17 protein-coding genes and 1 pseudogene are annotated in these 23654 nt (G+C 69.7%); 9 read left to right on the forward strand and 9 right to left on the reverse strand.

The genetic code is table 11. From position 1 onward, the window contains the following. Positions 1-6 precede the first annotated feature (6 nt). From VLK66_RS19200 to VLK66_RS19235, 8 genes are all read left to right on the forward strand, one after another. A complete protein-coding gene (locus tag VLK66_RS19200; RefSeq protein WP_325311082.1) occupies positions 7-1251 on the forward strand; it encodes an aminotransferase class I/II-fold pyridoxal phosphate-dependent enzyme in 1245 nt (414 codons plus the stop codon). Between the two features lie 923 nt (positions 1252-2174). After that, a complete protein-coding gene (locus tag VLK66_RS19205; RefSeq protein WP_325311083.1) occupies positions 2175-2684 on the forward strand; it encodes a hypothetical protein in 510 nt (169 codons plus the stop codon). A gap of 67 nt (positions 2685-2751) precedes the next feature. Beyond that, on the forward strand, positions 2752-7410 hold the full coding sequence (locus tag VLK66_RS19210; RefSeq protein WP_325311084.1) for a dockerin type I domain-containing protein: 4659 nt from the start codon (positions 2752-2754) through the stop codon (positions 7408-7410). A 108-nt stretch (positions 7411-7518) separates the two neighbouring features. Further along, positions 7519-8016, forward strand: a complete 498-nt coding sequence (locus VLK66_RS19215; protein ID WP_325311085.1) for a phage tail protein — start codon at positions 7519-7521, stop codon at positions 8014-8016. A 16-nt stretch (positions 8017-8032) separates the two neighbouring features. After that, positions 8033-8554: a phage tail protein gene (locus VLK66_RS19220; RefSeq protein WP_325311086.1), complete on the forward strand. Its 522-nt coding sequence runs from the start codon at positions 8033-8035 to the stop codon at positions 8552-8554. A gap of 16 nt (positions 8555-8570) precedes the next feature. Next, the gene (locus VLK66_RS19225; RefSeq protein ID WP_325311087.1) at positions 8571-9095 is read left to right on the forward strand and encodes a phage tail protein; all 525 of its coding nucleotides are present in this window, start codon (positions 8571-8573) and stop codon (positions 9093-9095) included. A gap of 115 nt (positions 9096-9210) precedes the next feature. Further along, positions 9211-9717, forward strand: a complete 507-nt coding sequence (locus tag VLK66_RS19230) for a GNAT family N-acetyltransferase (RefSeq protein ID WP_325311088.1) — start codon at positions 9211-9213, stop codon at positions 9715-9717. Between the two features lie 632 nt (positions 9718-10349). Further along, positions 10350-13727, forward strand: a complete 3378-nt coding sequence (locus tag VLK66_RS19235; protein WP_325311089.1) for a beta strand repeat-containing protein — start codon at positions 10350-10352, stop codon at positions 13725-13727. A 119-nt stretch (positions 13728-13846) separates the two neighbouring features. On the opposite strand, the gene VLK66_RS19240 is transcribed toward VLK66_RS19235, so the two are convergent. From VLK66_RS19240 to VLK66_RS19275, 8 genes are all read right to left on the reverse strand, one after another. Then, positions 13847-14146, reverse strand: a complete 300-nt coding sequence (locus tag VLK66_RS19240) for a DUF6916 family protein (protein ID WP_325311090.1) — start codon at positions 14144-14146, stop codon at positions 13847-13849. Between the two features lie 143 nt (positions 14147-14289). Continuing rightward, entirely contained in the window at positions 14290-15792 is a 1503-nt protein-coding gene (locus VLK66_RS19245; protein WP_325311091.1) for a PAS domain S-box protein, read from the reverse strand. A gap of 176 nt (positions 15793-15968) precedes the next feature. After that, a complete protein-coding gene (locus VLK66_RS19250; RefSeq protein WP_325311092.1) occupies positions 15969-16751 on the reverse strand; it encodes an enoyl-CoA hydratase/isomerase family protein in 783 nt (260 codons plus the stop codon). 154 nt (positions 16752-16905) lie between these two features. Then, entirely contained in the window at positions 16906-17766 is an 861-nt protein-coding gene (locus VLK66_RS19255) for a 3-hydroxyacyl-CoA dehydrogenase family protein (RefSeq protein ID WP_325311093.1), read from the reverse strand. 105 nt (positions 17767-17871) lie between these two features. Then, on the reverse strand, positions 17872-18351 hold the full coding sequence (locus tag VLK66_RS19260; RefSeq protein ID WP_325311094.1) for a type II toxin-antitoxin system RatA family toxin: 480 nt from the start codon (positions 18349-18351) through the stop codon (positions 17872-17874). A 152-nt stretch (positions 18352-18503) separates the two neighbouring features. Then, on the reverse strand, positions 18504-19571 hold the full coding sequence (locus tag VLK66_RS19265; protein ID WP_325311095.1) for a M42 family metallopeptidase: 1068 nt from the start codon (positions 19569-19571) through the stop codon (positions 18504-18506). A 34-nt stretch (positions 19572-19605) separates the two neighbouring features. Further along, a complete protein-coding gene (locus tag VLK66_RS19270) occupies positions 19606-19794 on the reverse strand; it encodes a hypothetical protein (protein ID WP_325311096.1) in 189 nt (62 codons plus the stop codon). A gap of 212 nt (positions 19795-20006) precedes the next feature. Beyond that, positions 20007-20606, reverse strand: coding sequence for a CoA pyrophosphatase (locus tag VLK66_RS19275; RefSeq protein ID WP_325311097.1), 600 nt, complete (start codon positions 20604-20606; stop codon positions 20007-20009). Between the two features lie 113 nt (positions 20607-20719). Between VLK66_RS19275 and ilvA the strand changes: the two genes are divergently transcribed. Beyond that, on the forward strand, positions 20720-21928 hold the full coding sequence (ilvA, locus tag VLK66_RS19280; protein ID WP_325311098.1) for a threonine ammonia-lyase: 1209 nt from the start codon (positions 20720-20722) through the stop codon (positions 21926-21928). 513 nt (positions 21929-22441) lie between these two features. On the opposite strand, the pseudogene VLK66_RS19285 reads toward ilvA, so the two are convergent. After that, positions 22442-23632, reverse strand: a pseudogene (locus VLK66_RS19285) (IS4 family transposase); the annotation flags it as partial. Positions 23633-23654: the final 22 nt, after the last annotated feature.

Raw genomic sequence — 23654 nt, forward strand, 5'->3', positions numbered from 1 at the left:
GCTGACATGTCCGACATCTCCCCCGAAGCCCCCTGGCCGCCGCGCAGCGCCGCCGACTTCCCGCGCCTCAGCGGGCTTCCCGCCTACGTCTTCGCGCAGGTGAACGCCGAGAAGGCCGAGCGCATCGCCGCCGGCGAGGACGTGATCGACCTAGGGATGGGAAACCCCGACCTGGGCACCCCCGGCCACATCGTCGACGAGATGGTGGCCCACGCCGCCGACCCCCGGCACCACCGCTACAGCGCCAGCCGCGGCATCCACGGGCTGCGCGAGGCCATGGCCGAGCACTATGCCGAACGCTACGGCGTGACGCTCGATCCGGAGACGCAGGTCGTCGTCACCATCGGCGCCAAGGAGGGGATCGCGCACCTGATGCTGGCGCTGCTGGAGAACGGCGACACCGTCATCGTCCCCTCGCCCGCGTACCCCATCCACTACTACTCCGTGGTCTTCGCCGGCGGGCACGTGCACTCCATCCCCCTGGTGGGCGACGAGGACGGCTACGTGGTGGGCGACGCGCTCCTCTCGGCCGTCGAGGCGGCGTGCGCCTCCACCTGGCCGCGGCCGAAGGCGCTCGTGCTCTCCTTTCCCAACAACCCCACCACGCTCAGCGCCACCCCGGAGCTGCTGGAGCGCGCGGTGGAGCTGTGCAGGCGCGAGCGGCTGCTGCTGATCCACGACTTCGCTTACGCCGACTTCTCGTTCGGCGACAGCGAGCCGCCCAGCCTTCTCCAGGTTCCCGGCGCCATGGACGTGGGCGTGGAGTTCTTCTCCATGTCCAAGAGCTACTGCATGGCCGGGTGGCGCGTGGGCTTCTGCGTGGGCAACACGGCCATGGTGCAGGCGCTCACCAAGATCAAGAGCTACCTGGACTACGGCATCTTCCAGCCCATCCAGATCGCCGCCGCGCACGCGCTGCGCTCGCCGCAGGAGTGCGTGGGCGAGACGCGCGAGGTCTACCGCCGCCGCGCCGAGGCGCTGGTCGGCGCGCTGCACGCCGCGGGGTGGGCCGTCCCCGAGCCGCGCGCCACGATGTTCGTCTGGGCGCCCATCCCCGGCGAGTACGTGCACATGGGAAGCATGGAGTTCGCGCGCCACCTGCTGCGCGAGGCGGGGGTGGTCGTCTCCCCCGGCGTCGGCTTCGGCCGCGAAGGCGAGGGCCACGTGCGCTTCGCCCTCATCGAGCCCGAGGACCGCCTCCGCGAAGCCGGCCAGCGGATCGCGAAGGCGCTGATGCGGAAGGCGGCGTAGCGGTGGAAGTGCGTGAGTGCGTGGAGTGCGTGGGATTCGCGCGGATCCAAAGCACTTCCGCACTCACGCACTTCCGCACTTCCGCACTTCCGTTCTTGGGCGTGTTCCGCGCCCGAGGCGCGGAACCGGGCTGCGCGCGCGGTAGGCAACGTTACCATTGTTGCCAACCGCGCCGGGCCACCGCCGCGCCCGACATTCTCGCGTCTCCCTCGTTTCTGCTCGCGCGCGGCGCCGTCCCGGCCCTTCGGGCGCGCATCCCTCACGCAACCGCGAGGTCGCTCTCCGGGTTGGGACATCCTTGTCCCGATCGCGTCCCGCGGAGCTCGACCCAGGCCCGCGTCGGGGCGCCTCGCGTGCGTCCGAGGCCCGCGGTAGACGAATCTTCCGCCCATGCGAGAATGGCCGAATCCGTTCTGCTACACGAATCTCTCCACGCTGAAACGGCGCAACGGTTGTATCGATTCGTAGCAGGCCGATGCGCCCCGGCTGCACCCGCCCGAGCGATAACCTGCCATGAGGCCGTCAGTTGCGCGGAATCGCCGGGCGTGGCTCGCCCCGTGCCCTGTCCGGCGTGCCGTCAGGAACCGCGCGGGAATAACGAGCGGCAGAGGTGAGCGGCCGCCCCAGCGACTTGCGCCCATTCGTGCGATCTGCACCCGTGACTTGTGGCAGATGACAAACGTAGGTATAATGTTGTGGTCACGTCCCTTGCGGTGCCCGCCCACGGCACCGCGCAGCCCTTCCTTGCGGCTGCGAACAGGGCGAATCGCCACCGGAAAAGGGTGCGCGAGCAGGCCAACCGACTCGCGGGTCCGGGAGAAGTCCTCCGGATCTCGCCCCTTTGTCTTTCCGGCGGTCCCCACACGGCTCCCTTCCCGGTGCGCGCAACCGGGGACGCATCCACTCTTGCAGTGAGAAGTTCAATGGGCAACAAGCGAAGCCGCATCCGCCTGCTGGTGACCGCGGCCGCCGTCGTGGCGTTCGCCGGCGCCTGCAAGGATGCCAAGGATCCCAATGGCGGCGGGCTTCCCACCGACAGCGGCGCGGGGCTGTACCCGTCGATCGCGGTTTCCACCAGCCACGGCACCACGAGCGCCGACCTGTCGCTGCGCCAGGTGCCCGGCGGGCTGAGCTTCGCCAGCTACCAGGGCGAGGTGGTGTTCAACCCCGAGACGCTCACGCTGAAGAGCGCCACGCTCCCCGAGGGGGTCGACGGCGCCGCCAACGAGGTGAGCCCGGGGCACGTGCGCTTCATGGGCACGGCGCTCGACGGCACCGCCGGCGCGTCGATGCTGCGGCTGCAGTTCACCGCCAAGGGGGCGGTCACCCGCGAGGCGTTCAACGTCACCTTCGAGGAAGTCACCGAGGCGGCCGAGTTCGCCGACGTGACCGCGCAGGTGAAGAACGGGACTCTCCTCTTCCAGCAGCGGTAGCTCCTTCGCCTTCCTTCAGCGCGTGGCCTCACGGGCCGCGCGCCACCCATAGCGGACAAGTACTCCCATGCTTCGCAACCTGAGCAGATTCCTGCTGGTCCTGGGCGCGGCCGTTCTGGCCACCGCCCCGGGCCTTTCCGCGCAGACCGGCGGCCAGCCGGTGCGCGGCGACGTGGACGGCGACGGCCGCGTGACCGCGGCCGACGCCCGCATCGTCGCCGACTACCTGGTGGGCCGCACGGTCCCCGCCGGCATCGACGTGGCCGCGCGCGGCGACGTGAACGGCGACGGCCGCGTGACCGCGGCCGACGCCGCGATCATCAACGCCTACGCCGCCGGCCGCGAAAACGCGAAGCGCTTCCCGGTGGGCACGCCCATAACCACGGTGCCGAACCCCGACGGGCTCGCCGCCTTCGTCTGCGGCGCCGACGTCCGCGCCCGCACCGTCACCTGCGAGGCTCCGAAAAACGGCAACGTGCGCGGAGCGACCATCGGCGGCCAGCACGAGAACGTGGAGATCGCCTCGTCGAACATCGCCTCGACGCTCAACGGCTCGACCTACGACTTCAGCTTCGACGTCACGCTGAAGAACCTCGTCCCGCAGAAGCTGGGGACGGAGGACGGGCTGACCGCGGACTCGATCCACGTCTTCTTCTTCACGCCCCCCACCGCCGACGCCGGGACCGGGCAGATCACGGTCGACAGCGCCGGGATCGGCACCTTCACGGCGAGCAACCAGACGTACTACAGCTATCCCGGGCTCCTGGCCGACTCGGCCACCACGCCGGTGCGGCGCTGGTTCTTCAAGATCCCGGATTCGGTCACGCACTTCCAGTTCCTGCTCTACGTAGACGCGAAGCTGCAGTTCCCGTCGGGGTGGGTCGACATCTACCCGCCCACGCACGCGCCGAGCCCCTACCTGGTTCCCACGAACACGCTCGCGGCGGGGGCCACGCTCCAGCTCGAGGACACCGTTCGCAACCACCTCGGGCACGTGGTGACCGGCCAGGCCGTGACCTGGTCCATCACCGGCCACGGCGCCGCCACGGTGAACGCGTCCACCGGGCTGGTGACCGCCGGTGCTCCGGGCGTGGACACCGTCACCGCCACCAGCGGGTCGCGCACGGGCCGCGTGGAGATCGTCGTGACCGCGGGCGCGCCGGCCAGCATGATCAAGAAGCCCGGCCATGACAGCACCACCGTCGTCGCAGGGAACAACGTCCCGGCGGACTCCCTTCCCACTGTCAAGGTCACGGACAGCGGAGGGCACCCCGTACCGAACGTAGCGGTTACCTTCACGCTTTCGCCCGACAGCGGGTCCCTTGCCAATGGATCCAGCACGGGGTCGTTTGTGATCGACAGCACCGATGCCGCGGGCGAAGCGTCGGTTACGGGGTGGACGCTCGTGCATACCGCGGGCGTGTATAATGTGATCGCATCGTCACCCGGGCTCACGGACGTGACCTTCACTTCCACCGTGAAGCATGGTGCGCCGGCCAGCATGGCCAAGGTGCCCGGGCACGACAACGCGAGCGCGGTCGTGAACACCGGCGTGCACGCCGATTCGCTCCCCTCGGTGCTGGTCACCGATACCTACGGCAATCCTGTGCCCGGTGTGGGCGTCACCTTCGCGGTGGCTTCGGGTGGCGGGAGCGTGACGGGCGGCAGCCAGACCACGAACGCCTCCGGTATCGCAACGGTGGGGAGCTGGACCGTCGGCACTACCGCCGGAGCCAACACGGTGAATGCCACGTCGGCGGGCCTCAGCACGCTGACCTTTACGGCAACCGGGCGGCCAGGCGATCCGGCGAACATCGAGAAGACCGCGGGCGACTTGCAGACCGGCACCGCAGGCTCGCCGGTGGCGATTCCGCCGGCGGTGCACGTGACCGACGCATTCAACAACGATGTTCCGGGCGCCACCATCAACTTCACCGTAATCGGCGGAGGTGGAAGCACCACGGTAGCTTCTCCCACGACTGATGCCTTCGGGAAAGCAGCGGTGGGGAGCTGGACGCTGGGCTCCGGGCCCACGACGAACCAGCTCCAGGCCGCTGCGGCGGTGGGCACCGCTGCGCCGGACACCTTCACGGCGTATATCCCGCCGGTTGCCGCCACGGACCTGTCACAGGCGATGGGGAACCAGTTGCTGCCCAGCAGCTTCGTTCCAAACGTTCTTGCGAACGACGTCACGATCAACGGCGGCTCGCTGACGGTCACGACGCTGGACTCACTGACCACTGCCCGTAACGGGCGTGTGATCATCACCGCGGCGGGCGCGGCGACTTTCGTCCCCGCTGCCGGCGTGACCGGCCGCGACAGCGTGCAGTACACGATCAACGACGGGCACGTGTCTGCCAGCGGCTGGCTGAAGTTCGCCTTCATCGGCAAGGTGTGGCACGTCGACCAGTCGTACGCGGGGGCGGCGGGCGCCGCCGACGGCCGCGACTTCCGTCCGTTCACTTCGATCTCGGCCGCCGAGGCGGTGGCGGGGTTGAACGACACGATCCTGGTGCACACCGGCGGCGGCCTGACCACGGGCGGCACGCTCAAGAACGGCCAGACACTGCGTGGCCAAGGGCACACGGCCCCCTTCACGGCCACGATCAACGGCCAGTCGCTGACGCTTCTGCCGATGGGCGTGGCGCCGCAGGTAGGCGGGCTGACGCTCGGGAACGGCAACACGCTGCGTGGCTTCCGCGTGGTGAACGCGTCCGGCTTCGGCCTTACCGGTGCCAGTATCGGCACGCTCTCGCTGGGCGAACTGGCGATCAACGCAACCGGCGGCCCAGCGCTCGACATCACCGGCGGCACCGTGGTGGGAATCGGCGGTACCGGTGCGGCCGTGCTGGACTCGGTGAGATCGACCAACAGCACGAGCAGCGGTATCGCGCTGACGAACGTCGGCGGCACGCTGACGATCAACGGCGGGACGGCGAGCGCGATCACCAACCCGACGGGCGCGGCGGTGAGCATCAGCGGAAGCAACCCGACGTTCAACTTCCCCGGCGCGATCTCGAAGACGAACGGGGCCGGGACGGGGATCAACCTGAGCGGGATGACGGGCGGATCGGCGAGCTTCACGGGCCCGAGCATCGCGCTGACGACGGGGTCGGGGACCGCGATCAACCTGTCGAGCGTGAGCGGGCCGGTGACGTTCAGCAGCCCGAGCGTGGTGCTGAGCACCGGGTCCGGCGCGGGCGTCAACATGTCGAGCGTGACGGGCACGGTGAGCTTCGTGGACTCGGTGAAGGTCACTACCGGCAGCGGCAACGGCATCAGCGCGACTGGCGGCGGGACCCTGACGATCGCCGGGACGCACAACTCGATCAGCTCCACGGGCGGCATCGCGCTGAACGTGAGCGGCACCACGATCGGCGGCACGGGTCTGAACTTCCGCAGCATCAGCGCGAACGGCGGCAGCAACGGGATCGTGCTGAGCAGCACCGGCGCGGGCGGGCTGACGGTGAGCGGGAGCGGCACCACGGGTTCGGGCGGAACGATCTCCAACACCACGGGCGCCGACGGCGCGGTGGCGGGGAACGGGATCTACCTGAGCAACGCGCAGAACGTGAGCCTGAGCTGGATGGCGCTGAACAATCACGGCAACCACGCGATCTATGGTTCGTCGGTGACGGGCTTCACGATGAACAAGACGCGGATCACCGGCACGAACGGGTCGAGCACGGCGACGGACGACGGGAGCGTGTCGTTCGACAACCTGCTGGGCTCGGCCTCGATCACGAACAGCTACGTGGACGGCGGGTTCGAGGACAACGTGCGGGTGGTGAACAACACCGGGACGCTGAACCGCCTTGTCATGACGAGCGACACCGTGGGGTTCAACGGGACGAGCGGTAACGACGGGGTGAACATCGCCGGGTTCAGCTCGGCGGTGGTGAACGCCACGGTGCAGAACAGCCGGTTCACCGGGTCTCGGGCGAACAACATCTCGTACGTGATGAACGAGAGCTCGTCGGGCGACGTGCTGATCAGCGGGAACACGCTGACGAACACGCACCCGAACAAGCTGGGAAGCGACTTCGGGATCTACGTGGCGCACGCGAGCACCGGCGCGGTGACCTACTCGGTGACGGCCAACTCCGTAAACGGCGCTGGCGGGTCGGGGATCGAGGTGGACCGCGGCGCGGGCGGCACGGGCGCGATGACGGGCAGCATCACGAACAATACCGTGGGCACCGCAGGCGTGTCGAACTCGGGCTCATCGGGGGGCTCGGCGATCTTCGTGGGGCTGGTGAGCACCACCGAGACGGCGACGCACACGACGACGATCACCGGGAACACGGTCCGGCAGTTCACGAACTACGGGCTGCGGATCGTGAACCGCGGGGCGACGGCGAGCTACCTGAACGCGTCGGTGAAGAGCAACAATGTGGCGGAGCCGTCGCCGAACGCGGCGACGGGCCTCTTCCCGACGAGCGGGATCCGGTTCGAACTGGGCAACGTGACGGGTGACACCGGGAAGAGCTGCCTGGACGTGGCCTCCAACGTGATCAACCAGACGGGCACCAACGGTGGCGTCGAATTGCGGATCTTCGGACGCTTCCTTACCAAGACGGCGCTTCCGGGCTTGGGGCTCGCCGGCGCGTCGAGCGACCCCAACACCTTCCTGAACAGCAAGAACACGATCACCGTGCCTGCGGGTGGAACCGCGGTGAACGCCACCAGCACCAACGCCTTCCAGAGCACCTGCCCGCCTGCGTGACGCGGGCAGATCCGGACGCCCACTCCCCCCCCCCGGGAGTGGGCGTCCGGTTGCTGGGCCCGCAGGATCTCGATGTAGTACCTCCATCCACCCCACGCAGGAGGCGTCATGTCGGAACCCTTCCTGAGCGAGATCAAGATCGTCTCGTTCAACTTTCCACCCAAGGGATGGGCGCTCTGTAACGGCCAGTTTTTGCCGATCAATCAGAACCAGGCGCTGTTCGCCCTCCTCGGGACCACGTACGGCGGCAACGGACAGACAACGTTCGCGTTGCCCAATCTGCGGGGAAGGCTTCCCATCCACATGGGTAGCGGCCACACGCTGGGAGAAGCCGCGGGGAGCACCAGCGTCACGGTCAACATCCAGCAGCTCGCCACGCACATGCACGCCCTGATGGCCACGGATCAGAACGGGGCGATCGCGAACCCGACGAATGCCTACCTCGGGGCGGTCAACAACATGTACGGCCAAGCCACGAGCCTCACGACCATGAACCAGGGCTCGGTCACCAGCGTGGGCGGGAGCCAGCCCCACAACAACATGATGCCGTACCTGGTGCTGAACTTCATCATCGCGCTCCAGGGCATCTTCCCCTCCCAGAACTGACCGGAGACAAACCCCAATGGCACAGCCTTACGTGGGCGAGATCCGGATGTTCGCCGGAACCTTCGCGCCCGTCGGATGGATGTTCTGCGAGGGCCAGCAGCTGCCCATATCGGAGAACGACGTTCTGTTCCAGTTGATCGGCACTACCTACGGCGGGGATGGCGAGGAGACGTTCAATCTTCCCAACCTGGCCAGCCGCGCGCCCATGCACATGGGTACCGGCCCCGACGGCACGACATACCAGATCGGCGAGATGGCGGGGACCGAGCAGGAGACGCTGACCGTTCAGCAGATCCCCAATCACACGCACCCGCTGACCGCGAGCACCGCTCTCGGCAACCAGCCGAATCCGAGCGGCGCGGTGCTGGCCCAGACCCCCGCCAGCATCAACCCCTATATCGAAGACACGCCGGCGGTGAACATGGCGGCCGGGGCCATCTCACCGGCGGGTGGAAGCCAGCCGCACGAGAACATGCAGCCCTACCTCGGCATGAACTTCATCATCTCCCTGTTCGGGGTCTTCCCGAGCCAGACCTGAGAGGAGCGGAATCCCCATGTCCGACCAGTTCGTTGCGGAGATCCGCATCTTTCCGTTCAACTTCCCGCCGACGGGGTGGGCGTTCTGCGATGGGCAGCTGATGCCCATCTCGCAGAACACCGCGCTCTTCTCCCTCCTTGGCACGGTATACGGGGGCGACGGGAAGTCGACCTTCGCGCTTCCCGACCTGCAGGGCTCTACGCCGGTGCAGCCCGGCCAGGGCCAGGGCCTTTCGGAGCGTATCCTGGGTGAGCAGTCGGGTGTCGAGTCGATCACCCTGCTGGTGTCGGAGATCCCGGTCCACACGCACTCGCTGCGTGCCTCGATCGAGCCGGGCGACAACAGCGTTCCGGGCCCGAACATCGCGCTCTGCACCTCGACGGGTGCGTTCGCCTACGTGGGAGGAAGCCCGGCCACCGCCCCCATGGCGTTCCAGGCGCTGCCGCCCGCGGGCGGGGGGCTGCCGCACAACAACATGCAGCCGTACCTGACGCTGAACTTCTGCATTGCACTGCAGGGAATCTTCCCGCAGCGTCCGTAGCACCCAGGTGCAGGGATCGTGGAGCGGGGCGGCCTCCGGGCCGCCCCCTTCACGCCGCCGCGCGCACACTTTGTCTGCAATTGTAAGTCTCTCCGCCCCACTCCACATCCCCGACATGATGCCAATCGACGTGGGATCGGTGACGCTCCGGCCGATCACCGAAGACGACCTTTCGTTCCTCTTCCTTCTGTACGCCAGCACGCGCGTGGAGGAACTGGCGCAGGTGCCCTGGACGGACGAGCAGAAGGTGGCGTTCCTGCGCCAGCAGTTCGGGGCGCAGCACAGCTGGTGGCAGGAGCATTACTCGGGGGCGCGCTTCGACCTCGTCCTGGTGGACCGGGTTCCCGTCGGGCGCCTGTACGTGGACGTGTGGGAGCGCGAGATCCGCATCGTCGACATCGCCCTGGTGCCGGAGTACCGGGGCGGCGGGATCGGGACAATGCTGCTGCGCCGCGTGTTCGACGAGGGCGATGCGGCGGGGAAGCCGGTGAGCATTCACGTGGAGGTGTTCAACCCCGCGCGGCGCCTGTACGAGCGCCTGGGCTTCGTGGAGAAGGGGAAGCACGGGGACGTGTACGTCCTGATGGAGCGTCCTGCCGCCCCCGCCGCGGCCCCGGCCTGATCCCGGATCCGCTCGAACCTGGGCGGACTCAACATCGGGAAAGATGGAATCACGAAGAGCAGCGGAGGGAGCAGAAAGGCGGACTCCCTGTTTCTCTTCTCTTCTGCGTGATGCAAGTCCTTTCGCGGATTCGTACGGGGGTCCGCCCGTACACGCCCCCCGGATGTGGTGGTGGGCTGCTGGCCTCGAGAGGATGCGGCAGTCACAGGTCGTGGGTGGTGTGTGCGACAGCACAGCGCCGTTCGGGCCGCAAGACAGATGTTTTGTAACGAAGTGCCGCCGTGGTGCAACACTACGTGACATCGAAGCCCCGATTTGAACGCCGGGAACGGCGTGCCCCCCGTGCACGATTCCCGTGCAAGTCGTTGTCGCGAAGGCAACTCCGCGGGCCCTGCCTCCGGTGCGCCGTGAACGGTCTATTTCCTGCCGCGAAGGCGCCGCGCGGAGAACGTCCCCGGTTGTAACTCTTCACGATCCTGCCGCCTCTCTGGCGGCACCGACCGGCCCGCAGCACAACCTCTCCCGGCCACGTCCGGGCATCGTCGCCGCCCCGCCGCGCCTCTCCCGGTGCGGGGTGCGGAAGGGGCGTTCTCGCCCCGGATCCGTCCCATCCAGTGAAGGAGACTCCACCCATGCTACGACTGAAGCGCGCCGCCACCCTGGCGGCGATCCTGGCGGTCGCGGCCTGCACCGCCGATTCCAAGTCGCCCACCGCGCCCGAGGCCGGGCCGCGCAAGACGATCTCGGACGCGGCGCACGCGGGGCAGGTGCCCGGCTTCTACTTCCTTCCCCCGATGGTCTCGCAGCCGTCGTACAGCGGCACCTTCGACGCCGCCCTGCAGCCGCGCGTGGAGATCTGCGAGCTGAGCGGCACGGTATGCGCCACCACCATCGCCACCTTCACCTTCGGCACCGGCTCCGACAACGTGCGGCTGGACGCGGCGGGGCAGAGCTACAACGTCAACTGGCACACCGCGCAGTCCAACCTGGACCCGGCGAAGTTCTACCGCATCAGCGTGTACGTGGGCACCGTGCAGCTGGGCTATGCCGACGTGGACGTGGTGGGCGCGGCCAAGGACCTGCGCAACGTCGACACGGGGCAGTACATCGCGCTGCTGGACGACCGCACGCTGCCGATCAAGTTCCGCATCGAGACGGGGATCGTGGGGCAGGTGGTGGTGTCGCCCGCGTCCGACTCGGTGAACGTGGGCGAGACGAAGCAGTTCACCGCCACGCTCCTGGACCTGCACGGGAACCCGGTGACCGGGCCGACCGTGACCTGGACCAGCTCCAACCCGGCGGTCGCGACGATCGACGCGACCGGCCTGGCAACGGGGGTGGACGCAGGGACGGTGACGATCACCGCCAGCATCGGCTACGCCTCGGGCACGGCCACGCTGAAGGTGATCCAGCCCAACACGCCACCCGTCGCGAACGCCGACACCTTCCAGGCGATCGGAAACGTGACCATCCCCGTCTCCGCGCCGGGCGTGCTGGCGAACGACACCGACACCGAGACCCCGTCCGGGCTGAGCGTGGTCGCGGGGACCGTGGCGACGGCGAACGGCGGGACGGCGACGCTGGCGGCGGACGGCAGCTTCACCTACCTGAGCGCCGCCGGCTTCACGGGCACGGACTCGTTCAGCTACACGGTGACGGACGGGTCGCTCACGGCGACGGGGACGGTCACGATGAGCGTGCCGAACCGCGTGTGGTACGTGAGCGCCGGGGCGGCGGCGGGGGACGGACGCGACGCGTCGCCGTTCGCCACCCTGACGGCGGCCGAGGGTGCCTCCGCCGCGGGCGAGACGATCTTCCTGCTCTACGGTGACGGCTCCGGGCTCGATACGGGCTTCACCTTCAAGAACGGGCAGTCGCTGACCGGGCAGGGCGTCGCCGCGAACGTGACCGCGACGGTGAACGGCGGGACGGTGGTGCTGCTGGCGGCCGGGAGCGCGCCGACGGTGACCAACGCGTCGGCGGGCGCCACGCTGCAGCTCGCGCAGAACAACACCGCGCAGGGGTTCAACGTCAACTCGACGAGCGGGGCGGGGATCGCCGGCAGCGGCTTCGGCACCTTCACGGCCGGGACGATGAACGTCGCGGCGATGGGCGGGCCGTCGCTGGACCTGCAGAACGGGACGGTCGCGGCGTCCTTCGCCACGCTCTCGTCCTCCAACAGCGCGGGTGCCGGGCTCCGGCTAAGCGGCGTCGGCGGGACGCTGGCGGCTCCGGCGGGGGTGGTGTCGAATGCGGCTGGCGCGGGCGTGGACGTAACCGGCGGTAACGCGGACGTGACGTACGGCGGCTCGATCAGCGGGAGCGGCACGCGCGCGGCGTCGGTGACCGGGCGCACGGGCGGCACGCTGGCGCTGTCGGGCGACATCACCGACGCGAGCGGCGGCATCCTGGTGCAGAACAACACCGGGGGGACGATCAGCTTCACCGGCGGCTCCAAGTCGCTGTCGACCGGCGCGAGCAATGGCGTGACGCTGGCGAGCAACACCGGCGCGACGATCGCCTTCGGCGGCGGCGGGCTGGCGATCTCGACCACGTCGGGCACGGGCTTCAGCGCGACCGGCGGCGGGACGGTGACGGTGACCGGCGCGGGGAACACCGTGGCGGCGAGCTCGGGGACGGCGGTTCGCGTGGCGAACACCACCATCGGTGCGAGCGGGATCACCTTCCGCAGCGTGTCGGCCGCGAACGACGCGAACGGCATCGTGCTGGACAACACCGGCTCGAACGGGTTCCAGGTGACGGGCTCCGGCTCGGCGGGCTCGGGCGGGACCATCGCCAACATGACGGGCGCGGACGGCTCGACCGCCGGGATCGGCGTCTACCTCAACGACACGCGCAACGTGACGCTGAGCTGGATGCAGATCAACGACGCGTCGAACTTCGCGATCCGCGGCGTGGATGTGCAGGGCTTCACCCTGGCGAACTCCGTCATCAACGGCGTAAGCGGTAGCAACGCCGTGCTGCACGAGGCGGCGGTCGCGTTCGACGGGCTCACGGGGTCGGCGAGCGTGACGGGGACCAGCGTGGCGGGAGGCGTAGAAGACAACTTCCGCGTCACCAACACCTCGGGTGTGCTGAACCGCATCACGTTCACGAACGCCACCTTCGGGGGGAACGCCGCGGCGACGGGGCGTGATGGGCTGTCGATCAACGCGAGCGGCGGCGCAGTGGTGAACGTAACCGTGCAGAACAGCGCATTCACCTCGTCGCGCGCCGATCACTTCCGCCTCACGCTGGCGGGCGGGGGCTCGGACCTGGTTTTCACCTCCAACACGCTCGGCAACGCACATCCCAACCCGCTGAGCGGCGGCGTGGCGGTGGACGTCAGCGGCGCGGGTGCGGGTACCGGTCTCACCTACTACATCAACGGGAACTCCATCCGCGACGCCTCGGGTACGGCGATCTCGGTGAGCAAGGGCGTGGGTGCGCCGACGTTCACGGGGACGGTCTCCGGGAACACGATCGGCTTGGCCGCCGTCGCTAACTCGGGCTCGGCACAGGGCTCGGGAATCGACGTGCGGTCGCTGGACGGCGGGACGCACACGGTCCTGATCACCGGGAATCAGGTTCGCCAGTACAACAACTTCGGGATCTCGCTGACGGCCGGGAACGCCTCCGTCGGCGGGAGCGGGACGCTGAATGCGACGGTGACGGGGAACACGGTGGCGAATCCGGGCACCTCCGGCTTCCCGATGAACGGCGTCATGCTGAATGCCGGGACGAGCACGGGTGATGCCCACCTGGTGTGTCTTGAGATGAGCGGAAACTCGCTCGTGGGCTCGGGTGCCTTCGGGGGGACGGACTTCCGTCTGCGGCAGCGCATGGCTACCACCGTGAGGCTCCCCGGGTACGCGGGTGCGAACAACGACAACGCGGCAGTCGTTGCCTTCGAGCAGGCGAACAACGCGGGTGGCCCGAGCGGCGGTGCGGCCAACACTGTGCCGACCGGCGGCGGGTTCGTGGGCGGCGCGGGGTGCCCGACTCCGTGACGCGGCGCTTGAGCCCGGTTTCGGCCGGGCTCACGTGAGGGTGGCAGGGTACGAACGAAAGCCGGGCGGCGCTCCACAGCGCCGCCCGGCTTCGTCTCTTCCGCGTCACCGCAGGACGATCAGGTGAACACGGCCTCGTAGCGCATGCCGGCGGCGTCGGGGCCGATGGGAACGAGGAAGCAGTCGAACGCCTCCATGTTCGCGTTCTCGACGCGGTAGATCTGCTGCGGGATCACGGCGTTGGGCGCGGCGTGGAACACGAGCGAGAACGGATGCCGCTTGCGGGTGGCGGCCTCTTCGTGGCCCCACGGGCTGACCTCGGAGAGGCGGGTCTGCATCTCCTGCTTCTCGTCCACGATCACGCGGAAGAGCTCTCCGACGCGCGGCTGGAAGGTCTCGATGGTGAACGGGTCTGACATGTCGGGATTCCGGGGGTGGCGGGGTGGGGCAGGGTGGGCGTGCTCGGCACGTTGGATGGAAGGGCGCCGGCGCGGAAAAGCTCGGCGCTGCGGACCGTCTACGCAAGGCCGGGAATCCGTACCCCGGGTGATCCTCGTCCTGGTCACTCCGCGGGGAGGCGGAGGGTGAAGGTGGTGCCGCGGCCGACGGTGCTCTCGACCGTGACGTCGCCGCCGAGGAGGGCGGAGTAGCGGCGGCTGACGGTGAGCCCCAGGCCGGAGCCGCCCTCGCGCCGCGTGCGCGACTGGTCGACCTGCGTGAACGGGGCGAAGATCGTTTCCCAGTGCTCCGGCGCGATCCCCGGGCCGGTGTCGCTCACGGCGAAGAGCACGGCGCCGTCCTCGCGCCGGGCGCGGAGCGCGACGCGGCCACGGTCGGTGAACTTCACCGCGTTGGAGAGCAGGTTCAGCAGGATCTGGCGCAGCTTGCCGCCGTCGGTGCGCGCGGTGCCGATGCCGGGGCGCACGTCCACCTCCAGCGCCAGCTCCTTCCGCTCGGCCAGCGGGCGCATCAGCGAAACGACGTCGCCCGCGAGCGCGGCCAGGTCCACGTCGCGCGCGGCGATCTCCTCGCGGCCGGACTCGATGCGCGAAAGGGCGAGCACCTGGTCGATCAGCTCCAGCAGGTACCCGGCGCTGGCGGTGATGCGGCCCAGGTGGTGGTGCTGCGTGGGGTTGAGGCCGCCCACCACCTCGCCGTCGAGCAGGTCGCCGTAGCCGATGATGGCGTTCAGCGGGGTGCGCAGCTCGTGCGACATCATGGCCAGGAAGTCGCTCTTGGCGCGGCTGGCGCGCTCGGCCTCGTCCTTCAGCCGCCGCATCTCTTCCTCGGCGCGGCGGCGCTCGGTGACGTCGCGGGTGAGGCAGCGGGTGTGCAGGAAGCGCCCGTCGCCGTCGAAGCGCACGTTGGAGCTGATCACCACGTGGCGGAGCGAGCCGTCGCGGCGCTTCAGCCGCGCCTCGTAGTCCAGCAGCGTCTCGCCGCGGGTGAGGCGCGCCAGGATGTCGGCGATCACCTCGGGGTCGGCGTGGAAGTCGGCGATGGGGCGGCCGATGTACTCTTCCGCCGGATAGCCCAGCATCTCCAGCTCGGCGCGGTTGGCGCGCAGGATGGTGCCGTCGTGGCCCACCCAGTGCATTCCCAGGCTGGCGTTCTCGAAGAAGTCTTCCAGGTCCTCGGCCTGCCGCCGCAGCTCCTCCTCGGCGTCGCGCCGCACGGTGAGGTCGTACGAGACGCCGACGATGCCGCTCAGCTCGCCGGCCGCGTCGAACACCGGGGTATCGGTGACGTGCACCGCGAAGGTGACACCGTCGCGCCGGCGCACGGCGTAGTCGCCGGACCAGGTTTCGCCCGCCCGGAGCCGCGCCATGATCTCGGCGCCCTCCTCGCGCGAGGCGCTGGTGGGGGTCACGTCGAGGATGTTGCGGCCCATCACCTCGGCGGCGCGCCAGCCGTAGAGGGTTTCGGCGTAGCGGTTCCACGAGCGGATGGTGCCGTCGGGGTCGGTGACGATCACCGCCTGCTCCACCACGTCGAGCAGGCGGCGGTCCCACCCCGCCGGGCCGGCCGCGGGAGGCGGGTCCGGCTGGGCGGAAGGGAGAATCACCGTGCGTTCGGCTTCGGTCGCCACGTCGGTTCGCTGCTTCGGTGCGGGCGCGCTCCCACGCGCCAGGGAGGATCTCCGGCGCCTCCAGCGAGGCCAAGTGGATGCGCCGCCCGCATTTTCCACACCCCCGCGTGCGCGGATGTTTCCGCGCCGCGCCCGGGTGACACGCCGGACGGTCAGCGCCCGGTGAAGCTCGCGGGGCGCTTCTCCATGAACGCGGCCACCCCCTCGCGCCTGTCGTCGCTGCCGAAGCAGGTGATGAAGAGCTCGGTTTCGTACGCGTCGCCGGCCGAGAGCGGCATCTCGGCGGCGGCGCGGATGGCGGACTTGGCCATGCGCAGCGCGACCGGCGACTTCTCCGCCATCTTCCGCGCGAACTCCAGCGTGCGCTCGCGCAGCTCCGCGGCGGGGTGGACGACGTCGACCAGGCCGATGCGGAGCGCCTCGGCGGCGTCGATCAGCTCGCCGGAGAGGACCAGGCGCATGGCCTGGCCGGTGCCGACCACGCGCGGGAGCCGCTGCGTGCCGCCGCCGCCGGGGATGATGCCGAGGTTGATCTCCGGCTGGCCGAGCTTCGCCGCGTCCGACGCGATGCGGATGTCGCACGCCAGCGCCAGCTCGCACCCGCCGCCCAGGCAGAAGCCGTTGATCATCGCGATCACCGGCTTGGGATGGGCGGCGATCTCGGCGAAGACGGTCCGCCCCGCCATCGCGGCGCGCTGCTCCAGCGGCGTGCGCTGCGCGAACTCGGCGATGTCGGCGCCGGCGACGAAGGCTTTGTCGCCCGCGCCGGTGATGACGATCACGCGCACGCCGTCGTCGCCGCGCAGCTGGTCGAGCGCGGCGATGAGCTCCGCGCGGACGGCGGAGCTGAGCGCGTTGCGCTTCTCCGGGCGGTCGATGGTCAGGATGGCGACGGCGGCGTCGCGGTCCAGGCGGATGGTTTCGAAGTCGGGCATCGAACGAAGTGCGGAAGTGCGTGAGTGCGAAAGTGCGAAAGTGCGTGCGTTGCCAGGCTCGTCACGCCACGCGACGTCATCGGATGTGGGGGACGGGTTCGGTTCGATGCATCTTCATCCCCCCTTCCCTGTCCCCCATCCCCATCTTCCCGAATCACCAGTCGTAGAAGCCCTGGCCGGACTTCTTGCCCAGCTTGCCCTCGGCGACCATGCGGCGGAGGAGCTCGGGGGGGCGGTACTGCTCGCCGCCGAGCTCGCGGTGCAGGTACTCGGCGATGCCCAGGCGCACGTCCAGGCCCACCACGTCGGTGAGCTTCAGCGGGCCCATGGGGTGGTTGTAGCCCAGCTCCATCGCCCGGTCGATGTCCTGCGGCGTGGCGACGCCCTGCTCGACCATGCGCATGGCCTCGAGGCCCAGGACCACGCCCAGGCGGCTGCTGGCGAACCCCGGCGTGTCGGTGACCACGATCGGCTCCTTGCCGATGCGGCGGGCGTACTCCAGCGCCGCGTCCACCACGGGCTGCGAGGTCTCGCTCCCGCGCACCACCTCCAGCAGCTTCATGATGTGCACGGGGTTGAAGAAGTGCAGCCCGATCACCCGCTCCGGCGCACCCGTGGCCGCGGCGATGCGCGTGACCGAGAGCGACGAGGTGTTGCTGGCCAGGATCGCCCCCTCCGGAGCCAGCCCGTACACGTCGGCGAAGACGCGCTCCTTGATCTCCATCTGCTCCGGCGCGGCCTCGATCACCAGCCACGCATCGGCCACGGCGTCCTTCAGCGCGTCCGCGGGCTTCAGGCGCGCGCGGCAGGCGTCGGCATCGCCCTCGGCGACCTTTCCGCGCTCCACGCCCCTGGCGAGGTTGTCGCCGATCTTCGCCAGCCCCTTCTCCACGGCGAGCGGCTGCGGATCGTAGAGGACCACGTCGTAGCCCGCCATCGCGCTGACCTGCGCGATCCCGTGGCCCATGGTGCCCGCGCCGATGACGGCGACGGTTCCGGTGCGTTCGTCGGACAAGGGGATGTGCTCCCGGGGTTTGATCGGTCTGCGGTGAAGCTCGCCCGGCCGCCGCTCTGGCCGGGCGAATGGATTCGGATTCGCCTTCCCGAGGCGGGCCGCCGGCTAATCCCCGCTCGCCTCCACCGCGCGCTTGATCCCCGCCAGGGTGCGCGAGGCGACGGCGGAGATGAAGACGGGGCCGATCACGAGACTGGCGATCAGGCGGCGCAGGAAGCGGGGAAGGGGCCAGCGCGGGCCGTCCTCCCACTCGTGCACGATGCGCACGAACGTGGTCCCGTCGCCGCGGTCCTCGAAGCTCCAGACGACGTCCATCCCCGTGGTGATCCCCCGCACGTGGCGGTAGAGCACGGCGGGGCGGCGCTCGTCGATCGTCATCTCCGAAACCCACCAGACGGGATACGACAGCGGGCCGAACATCCGCCGCGCCGCCATCTCCACCAGCCCGGTGCCGAAGCCGTCCCTGCGCTGGAAGCGCACCCAGCGGTAGTGGGGCAGCCACTCCGGCCAGCGCTCCACGTCCGCCCCGAAGCGGAAGCAGCGCTCCGGCGGGCCGCGCATCACGATCTCGTCAACCGTTCTCATGGCGCCCGAAGCTAGAGTCGCCGCGCGCCCGCGGCAATCGCGTGCTCCAATCCCAAAGGCTCAGCCACGCGAAAGACGCGGAAACGCGGAGAGCTCACCGAAGTCCTCCGCGCCTCCGCGTCTCCGCGTGAGATCCCGCGATGCTGGGAAAACTACCGGGGGATGAAGTCGTCGCCCTCGCCCAGGCCGCGGCAGAAGGCGGCCAGCAGGCGGATGGTGGCGTCGATGTCTTCGGTCGACACGACCTCGTTGGGCGAGTGCATGTAGCGGTTGGGGATGGAGACCACCGCCGTGGCCACGCCGCTGCGCTGCAGGTAGATGGCGTCGGCGTCGGTGGAGGTGAAGCGCGGGCTGGCCTGGATGGTGTAGGGGATCCCCTCGCGCTCCGCCGTCTCGGCGAGGCGCTCGAACACCAGCGGGTGGATGGCCGAGCCGCGGGAGAGGACGGGGCCGCTCCCCAGCTTGTGCTCGCCCACCTGCTTCTTCTCGATCCCCGGCGCGTCGGAGCTGAAGGTGAGGTCCACCGCGATGCCGATCTGCGGGTCCAGCGCGAAGGCCCGGGCACGCGCGCCGCCGCCGTGATAGCCGATCTCCTCCTGCGTGGTGGCCACCGCGATCACCTCGGCCGCGGGGCGCTCCTGCGACAGCGCGCGCAGCACCTCCAGCACCACGAAGGCGCCGATGCGGTTGTCCACCGCGCGCGAGGCGAAGAGCCCGCCGCCCAGCTCCAGGAAGGCGCAGTCCACCACGCCGGGGTCGCCCACGCGGATGCCGCGCTCCAGCGCCGCCGCGCGGTCGGCCGCGCCCACGTCCACCCACAGGTCCTGCAGCTTGGCCGCCTTCTCCTTCTCTTCCGGCTTCATCAGGTGGATCGGCTTCTTCCCCACGACACCGACGACGTGGCCCTTGCGGGTGAGGAAGCGGATGCGCTGCCCGATCAGCACCTGCGGGTCCCATCCCCCGATGCCGTCCACGTACAGGAAGCCGTCGTCGTCCACGTGCGTGACCATCACGCCGATCTCGTCGATGTGGCCGGCCAGCATCACGCGCGGCGCGCCGCCGCCCAGCGAGGCGGCGCTGTTGCCGGCCACGTCCACGTCCACCGAGTCGGCGAACTGCTCGGCCTCGCCGCGCCAGACGCGGGCGGCCGCGGTCTCGAACCCCGATGGGCCGGGGGCGTCCAGAAGGCGCTTCAGGAACTCGTACGAGCTGGTCTGCATCGGATGAAACGGTGAGGGATGAAGGCCGGGGCGCTCACGCCGGGCCGGCCGGGGGGAGCCCGGCGGCGCGCGCGGCAACCTGTGGAGTGTACGCGTGATAGAGATGCTTCACCAGCACCTCGGCGGCGTAGACTTCGGGCGGCAGCTCCTCGAGCGCCGCCAGCGCGCGCAGCGCCTCGGCCTGGCGCGCGGTGAGCTTCAGGGTAACGGCTTCCGTGGCCATCGGTTCCAGCGGCAAGGCTCAAGGGAGAGGAACGGCGCCCGAACGGTGTCCGGCGCGCGTCCATGCATCATTCCGGCCCGCCGGGGCAACGGGCTGGCGGTGGAGAAGCTGCCATTTACTGCATGTACTTCGCGGCGTCCGCAATGTCCCACCTGGACGTCGTCCGCGCAACCCACCGGCCGAAATACGCCAGCGTCCGCTCGCCTGATGCCTTACGGTGTCACCGCCTGGGCGTACAGCTCCAGAAAACCGGTGAGGATGCGGTGCGTCATCCCCCACACCACGTACCCGCGCGCGTCGAACGCGGGGAAGGCCAGCGTGCTCCCCTCGGCCAGCTCGTGCAGGTACTCCGTGGCCGCGCCCGGGTGCAGCAGCTCGTCCACGGCCACCCACACCGCCTCCTGCACTTCGTGGTTCGGGTGCGCCTGCGCGCCGGAGGGGACGTGGAAGACGAAGGGGGAGACGACGATGCTGGGGATGCGCGCCGAGCGGGGCGCCAGCTCGTCCAGCTCGCCCAGCAGCCGCCCGCCGCCGGCGACGTCGATGGCCACCTCCTCGAGCGTCTCGCGCGCGGCGGTGGCCCGCATGTCGGCGTCGCCGGCCTGGTGGCGGCCGCCGGGGAGCGCCATGTGGCCGGACCAGGGGTCGCCCTCGCGCTCGGCGCGGCGGATGAGCAGCAGCTCCAGCCCGCCGCCTGCGACCCGCAGCAGCAGCGCCACGGCCGCCCGCGACGAGGCCGCGTCCGGCGGCGCGCGGAAGGGCGGGTGCGAGGCCAGGGCGGCTTCCAGCGCCTGGATGCGGGGGTCGGTCACGGCACGTGCGGATGGCGTCGTCCACTCCCGCGGCGGCTTGCCCGCGGCGAGCGGAGAGGTTATCACCTCACGTACGATCCGGCAACTTTCCGCCACCCGTTTTTTCCGCGCCAATGCTGCGACTGGACGACATCCGCGCCGCCCGCGAACGCATCGCGGGGCGCCTGGTGCTGACCCCCTGCACGCCCAGCGAGGCGTTCGGCGAGATGTTCGGGGGGAAGGCGTTCTTCAAGTTCGAGAACCTGCAGCGCACCGGCTCGTTCAAGGAGCGCGGCGCGCTGAACACCATGCTCTCGCTGCCGCCCGACGAGATGCGGCGCGGGGTGATCGCCGCCAGCGCCGGGAACCACGCGCAGGGAGTGGCCTTCCACGCGCGGCGGCTGGGGATCCCCGCCACCATCGTGATGCCCGAGCGCACGCCGCTGATCAAGGTGTCGAACACCGAGCGCTACGGCGCGCGCGTGGTGCTGCACGGCAGCGTGTACGACGAGGCGATGGCCATGGCGATGGAGATCCGCGCGCGCGAGGGGCAGGCGCTGATCCACCCCTTCGACATGGACCCGGTGATCGCGGGGCAGGGAACGATCGGGCTGGAGCTGCTGGAGCAGTGCCCGGAGATGGACGTGGTGGTGGTGCCCGTGGGCGGCGGCGGGCTGATCTCGGGAATCGCGATGGCGATCAAGGAGATGCGCCCCGGGGTGCGCGTGGTGGGCGTGGAGTCGGCCGTGCTCCCGGCGGCGCTCCGGGCGCGCGAGGCGCACGCGCGGGTGACCATTCCGCCGGCGGAGACGATCGCCGACGGGATCGCGGTGCGCATCGTGGGCGAGAACACCTTCGGGCTGATCGAGAAGTACGTGGACGAGCTGGTGGCGGTGGACGAGGAGGAGATCGCCTCGGCGGTGCTGCTGCTGCTGGAGCGCGAGAAGACGGTGGCCGAGCCCGCGGCGGCGGCGTCCGTCGCCGCCGCGGTGTACGGGCACCTGGGCGGGCTGGTGGGGAAGAACGTGGTGATGCTCCTTTCCGGCGGGAACGTGGACGTGACGCTGATCTCGCGCATCATCGAGCGCGGGCTGGTGAAGGACGGGCGGATGGCGCGGATGAACGTGCGCGTGAAGGACCGCCCGGGAACGCTGGCCACGCTGACCGCGTGCCTGGCCGAGAGCGGCGCGAACATCGTCTCGCTGGAGCACCGCCGCGGCCACGGCGAGATCTGGGTGACCGAGGCCGAGGTCGCGCTCACGCTGGAAACGCGCGGCCCGGACCACGTCGAGGACATCGCGCGGAAGCTGGGGGAGGCGGGGTATGTGGTGGAGCGGGAATGAGTGCTGAGTGCTGAGTGCTGAGTGCTGAGTGCTGAGTGCTGAGTGCTGAGTGCTGAGTGCTGAGTGCTGAGTGCTGAGTCCTAAGTCCTAAGTCCTAAGTCCTAAGTCCTAAGTCCTAAGTCCTAAGTGCTCGGGGATGACTGAATTCTTCGCGCGAGAGAGGCTTTGAAGGCGAATGAATTCGCGGCAACAACTGCACAAAGTCGCTGCGCGACTGCGGCCGCGGCATTGGTGTGGCGAGACGAAGCCCATGCGGCTGGAGTTATTCGGGCGACGGCGCCAGCCGGATTGCGAGGATGGTTCCGTGGGAGTCCGCGAAGGCGCAATACCGTTCAGTTAAGGATCAGCAGCACGGGCGCTTCTACCTTCCTGGACGGCTCAGTTCGCCTCCGGACTGGATACGGGCTCTGCTTGCGCTTCACCCCACGCTTGGCTGTCCGGTGCCGCCTTTCGCCGACGTCCACCTCCAGGATCTCCCGCACCACGGCCGCGTGTGCCCTTCGCCATGCCCGAGGGGGGAAGGGCCGCGAATCGCGGCAGGGTCCGGCGGACCACGTTCACCGTGTGGGTGAAGGAGATCCGGTCCGGGTCCCGGCCGGCCGCCAGCGCCGCCTCGTGCATCAGCCCGCGCAGCGCGAAGTGGGCCAGGAGCAGACCATAGACCTCCTGCTTCAGCAGGTCCGGCGTCTGGCTGCGCAGCACCGTGCGCGCGCCGCGCAGGTGCGTCTTGAACTCGTCCAGCGCGGTCTCGAACTCCCACCGCTCATGATACAGCGCCGCGAGCTCCGCCGCGGGGGCCGCCTGCCAGTCGAGGATCGTGGTGACCAGGCGGACCCGCTCCTCGCTGCCCAGCACCTCGTATTCGAGCACCCGCACCGGGATGCCTTCGCCCTGCGGCTTCCCCCGGTTCCACTTCGGGTAGAGGCGGCTCAGGTACGAGCCGTCGGGCAGCATCTCCTCGATCGGGAAGCGGATCTTCTCCCGCACCCGCCACACCAGCTGGGCGCCCGTCTTCACCGCCTGCTCCCAGAGCGCGTAGCCGGGGAAGTAGCGGTCGGCCAGGCAGAGCATCCCGGGACGCAGGTGCGGCACCACCTCGCGCGCCAGCGTGATCTCGCCCTTCTCGTAGCTGTCCAGCGCTGCTCCGAAGAGCACGTGCGTTCCCACCTCCACCAGCCCCACCCCGCGCAGGCGCGGGTACGCCGCCTCTCCGCCCGAGGGCGACTCCGGCCGTGCGAACGCGGCCCGGTTCGCCTCCGTGTCCGGCACTTCCAGCGTGAACCCGTCCAGCGCCACCACCCGCCAGTCCCGGTAGAAGGCGCCCCGGGTCTGCTCCGTCGCTACCGGTTTCACCACCCGCTCGTAGAGCTGCTTCATCGGCTCCATGCCCAGGCGGCTGCGCGCCTGCGAGATCGCGGCCTTGCCCGCCGTCCGGATCTCGCGCCGCCCGCCGAAGATCGCCTTCAGCCCCTCCTGCAGCACACGCAGCACCTCGCGCGTGTCCTGCGGGCGGAAGAGCCCCAGCGCGATCACGTAGTACATCAGCACGTGCGCCGGCAGCGCGCGCTCCCGCTGGCTCTCGCGTCCCGTCTCCTTCAGCACCTCGCGCACGACCTCCAGCGGGAACCGCGTCGTCAGCACCCCGATGTTCATCAGGTCTGTCAGGCGGTCGCCTTCCTGCCGTACTTTCTTCGAGCGTGCCATGGCGTCTCCTCGGCTCGGGGTC

The sequence above is a fragment of the Longimicrobium sp. genome (assembly GCF_035474595.1).
Lineage (GTDB): Bacteria > Gemmatimonadota > Gemmatimonadetes > Longimicrobiales > Longimicrobiaceae > Longimicrobium.

Excerpts from the sequence above, each read along its gene's own strand:
- VLK66_RS19205 (WP_325311083.1), top strand. The coding sequence starts at position 2,175 with ATGGGCAACAAGCGAAGCCGCATCCGCCTGCTGGTGACCGCGGCCGCC.
- VLK66_RS19270 (WP_325311096.1), bottom strand. The coding sequence starts at position 19,794 with ATGGCCACGGAAGCCGTTACCCTGAAGCTCACCGCGCGCCAGGCCGAG.
- VLK66_RS19235 (WP_325311089.1), top strand. The coding sequence starts at position 10,350 with ATGCTACGACTGAAGCGCGCCGCCACCCTGGCGGCGATCCTGGCGGTC.
- VLK66_RS19250 (WP_325311092.1), bottom strand. The coding sequence starts at position 16,751 with ATGCCCGACTTCGAAACCATCCGCCTGGACCGCGACGCCGCCGTCGCC.
- VLK66_RS19200 (WP_325311082.1), top strand. The coding sequence starts at position 7 with ATGTCCGACATCTCCCCCGAAGCCCCCTGGCCGCCGCGCAGCGCCGCC.
- VLK66_RS19215 (WP_325311085.1), top strand. The coding sequence starts at position 7,519 with ATGTCGGAACCCTTCCTGAGCGAGATCAAGATCGTCTCGTTCAACTTT.
- VLK66_RS19220 (WP_325311086.1), top strand. The coding sequence starts at position 8,033 with ATGGCACAGCCTTACGTGGGCGAGATCCGGATGTTCGCCGGAACCTTC.
- VLK66_RS19260 (WP_325311094.1), bottom strand. The coding sequence starts at position 18,351 with ATGAGAACGGTTGACGAGATCGTGATGCGCGGCCCGCCGGAGCGCTGC.
- ilvA (WP_325311098.1), top strand. The coding sequence starts at position 20,720 with ATGCTGCGACTGGACGACATCCGCGCCGCCCGCGAACGCATCGCGGGG.
- VLK66_RS19225 (WP_325311087.1), top strand. The coding sequence starts at position 8,571 with ATGTCCGACCAGTTCGTTGCGGAGATCCGCATCTTTCCGTTCAACTTC.
- VLK66_RS19230 (WP_325311088.1), top strand. The coding sequence starts at position 9,211 with ATGATGCCAATCGACGTGGGATCGGTGACGCTCCGGCCGATCACCGAA.
- VLK66_RS19240 (WP_325311090.1), bottom strand. The coding sequence starts at position 14,146 with ATGTCAGACCCGTTCACCATCGAGACCTTCCAGCCGCGCGTCGGAGAG.
- VLK66_RS19265 (WP_325311095.1), bottom strand. The coding sequence starts at position 19,571 with ATGCAGACCAGCTCGTACGAGTTCCTGAAGCGCCTTCTGGACGCCCCC.
- VLK66_RS19210 (WP_325311084.1), top strand. The coding sequence starts at position 2,752 with ATGCTTCGCAACCTGAGCAGATTCCTGCTGGTCCTGGGCGCGGCCGTT.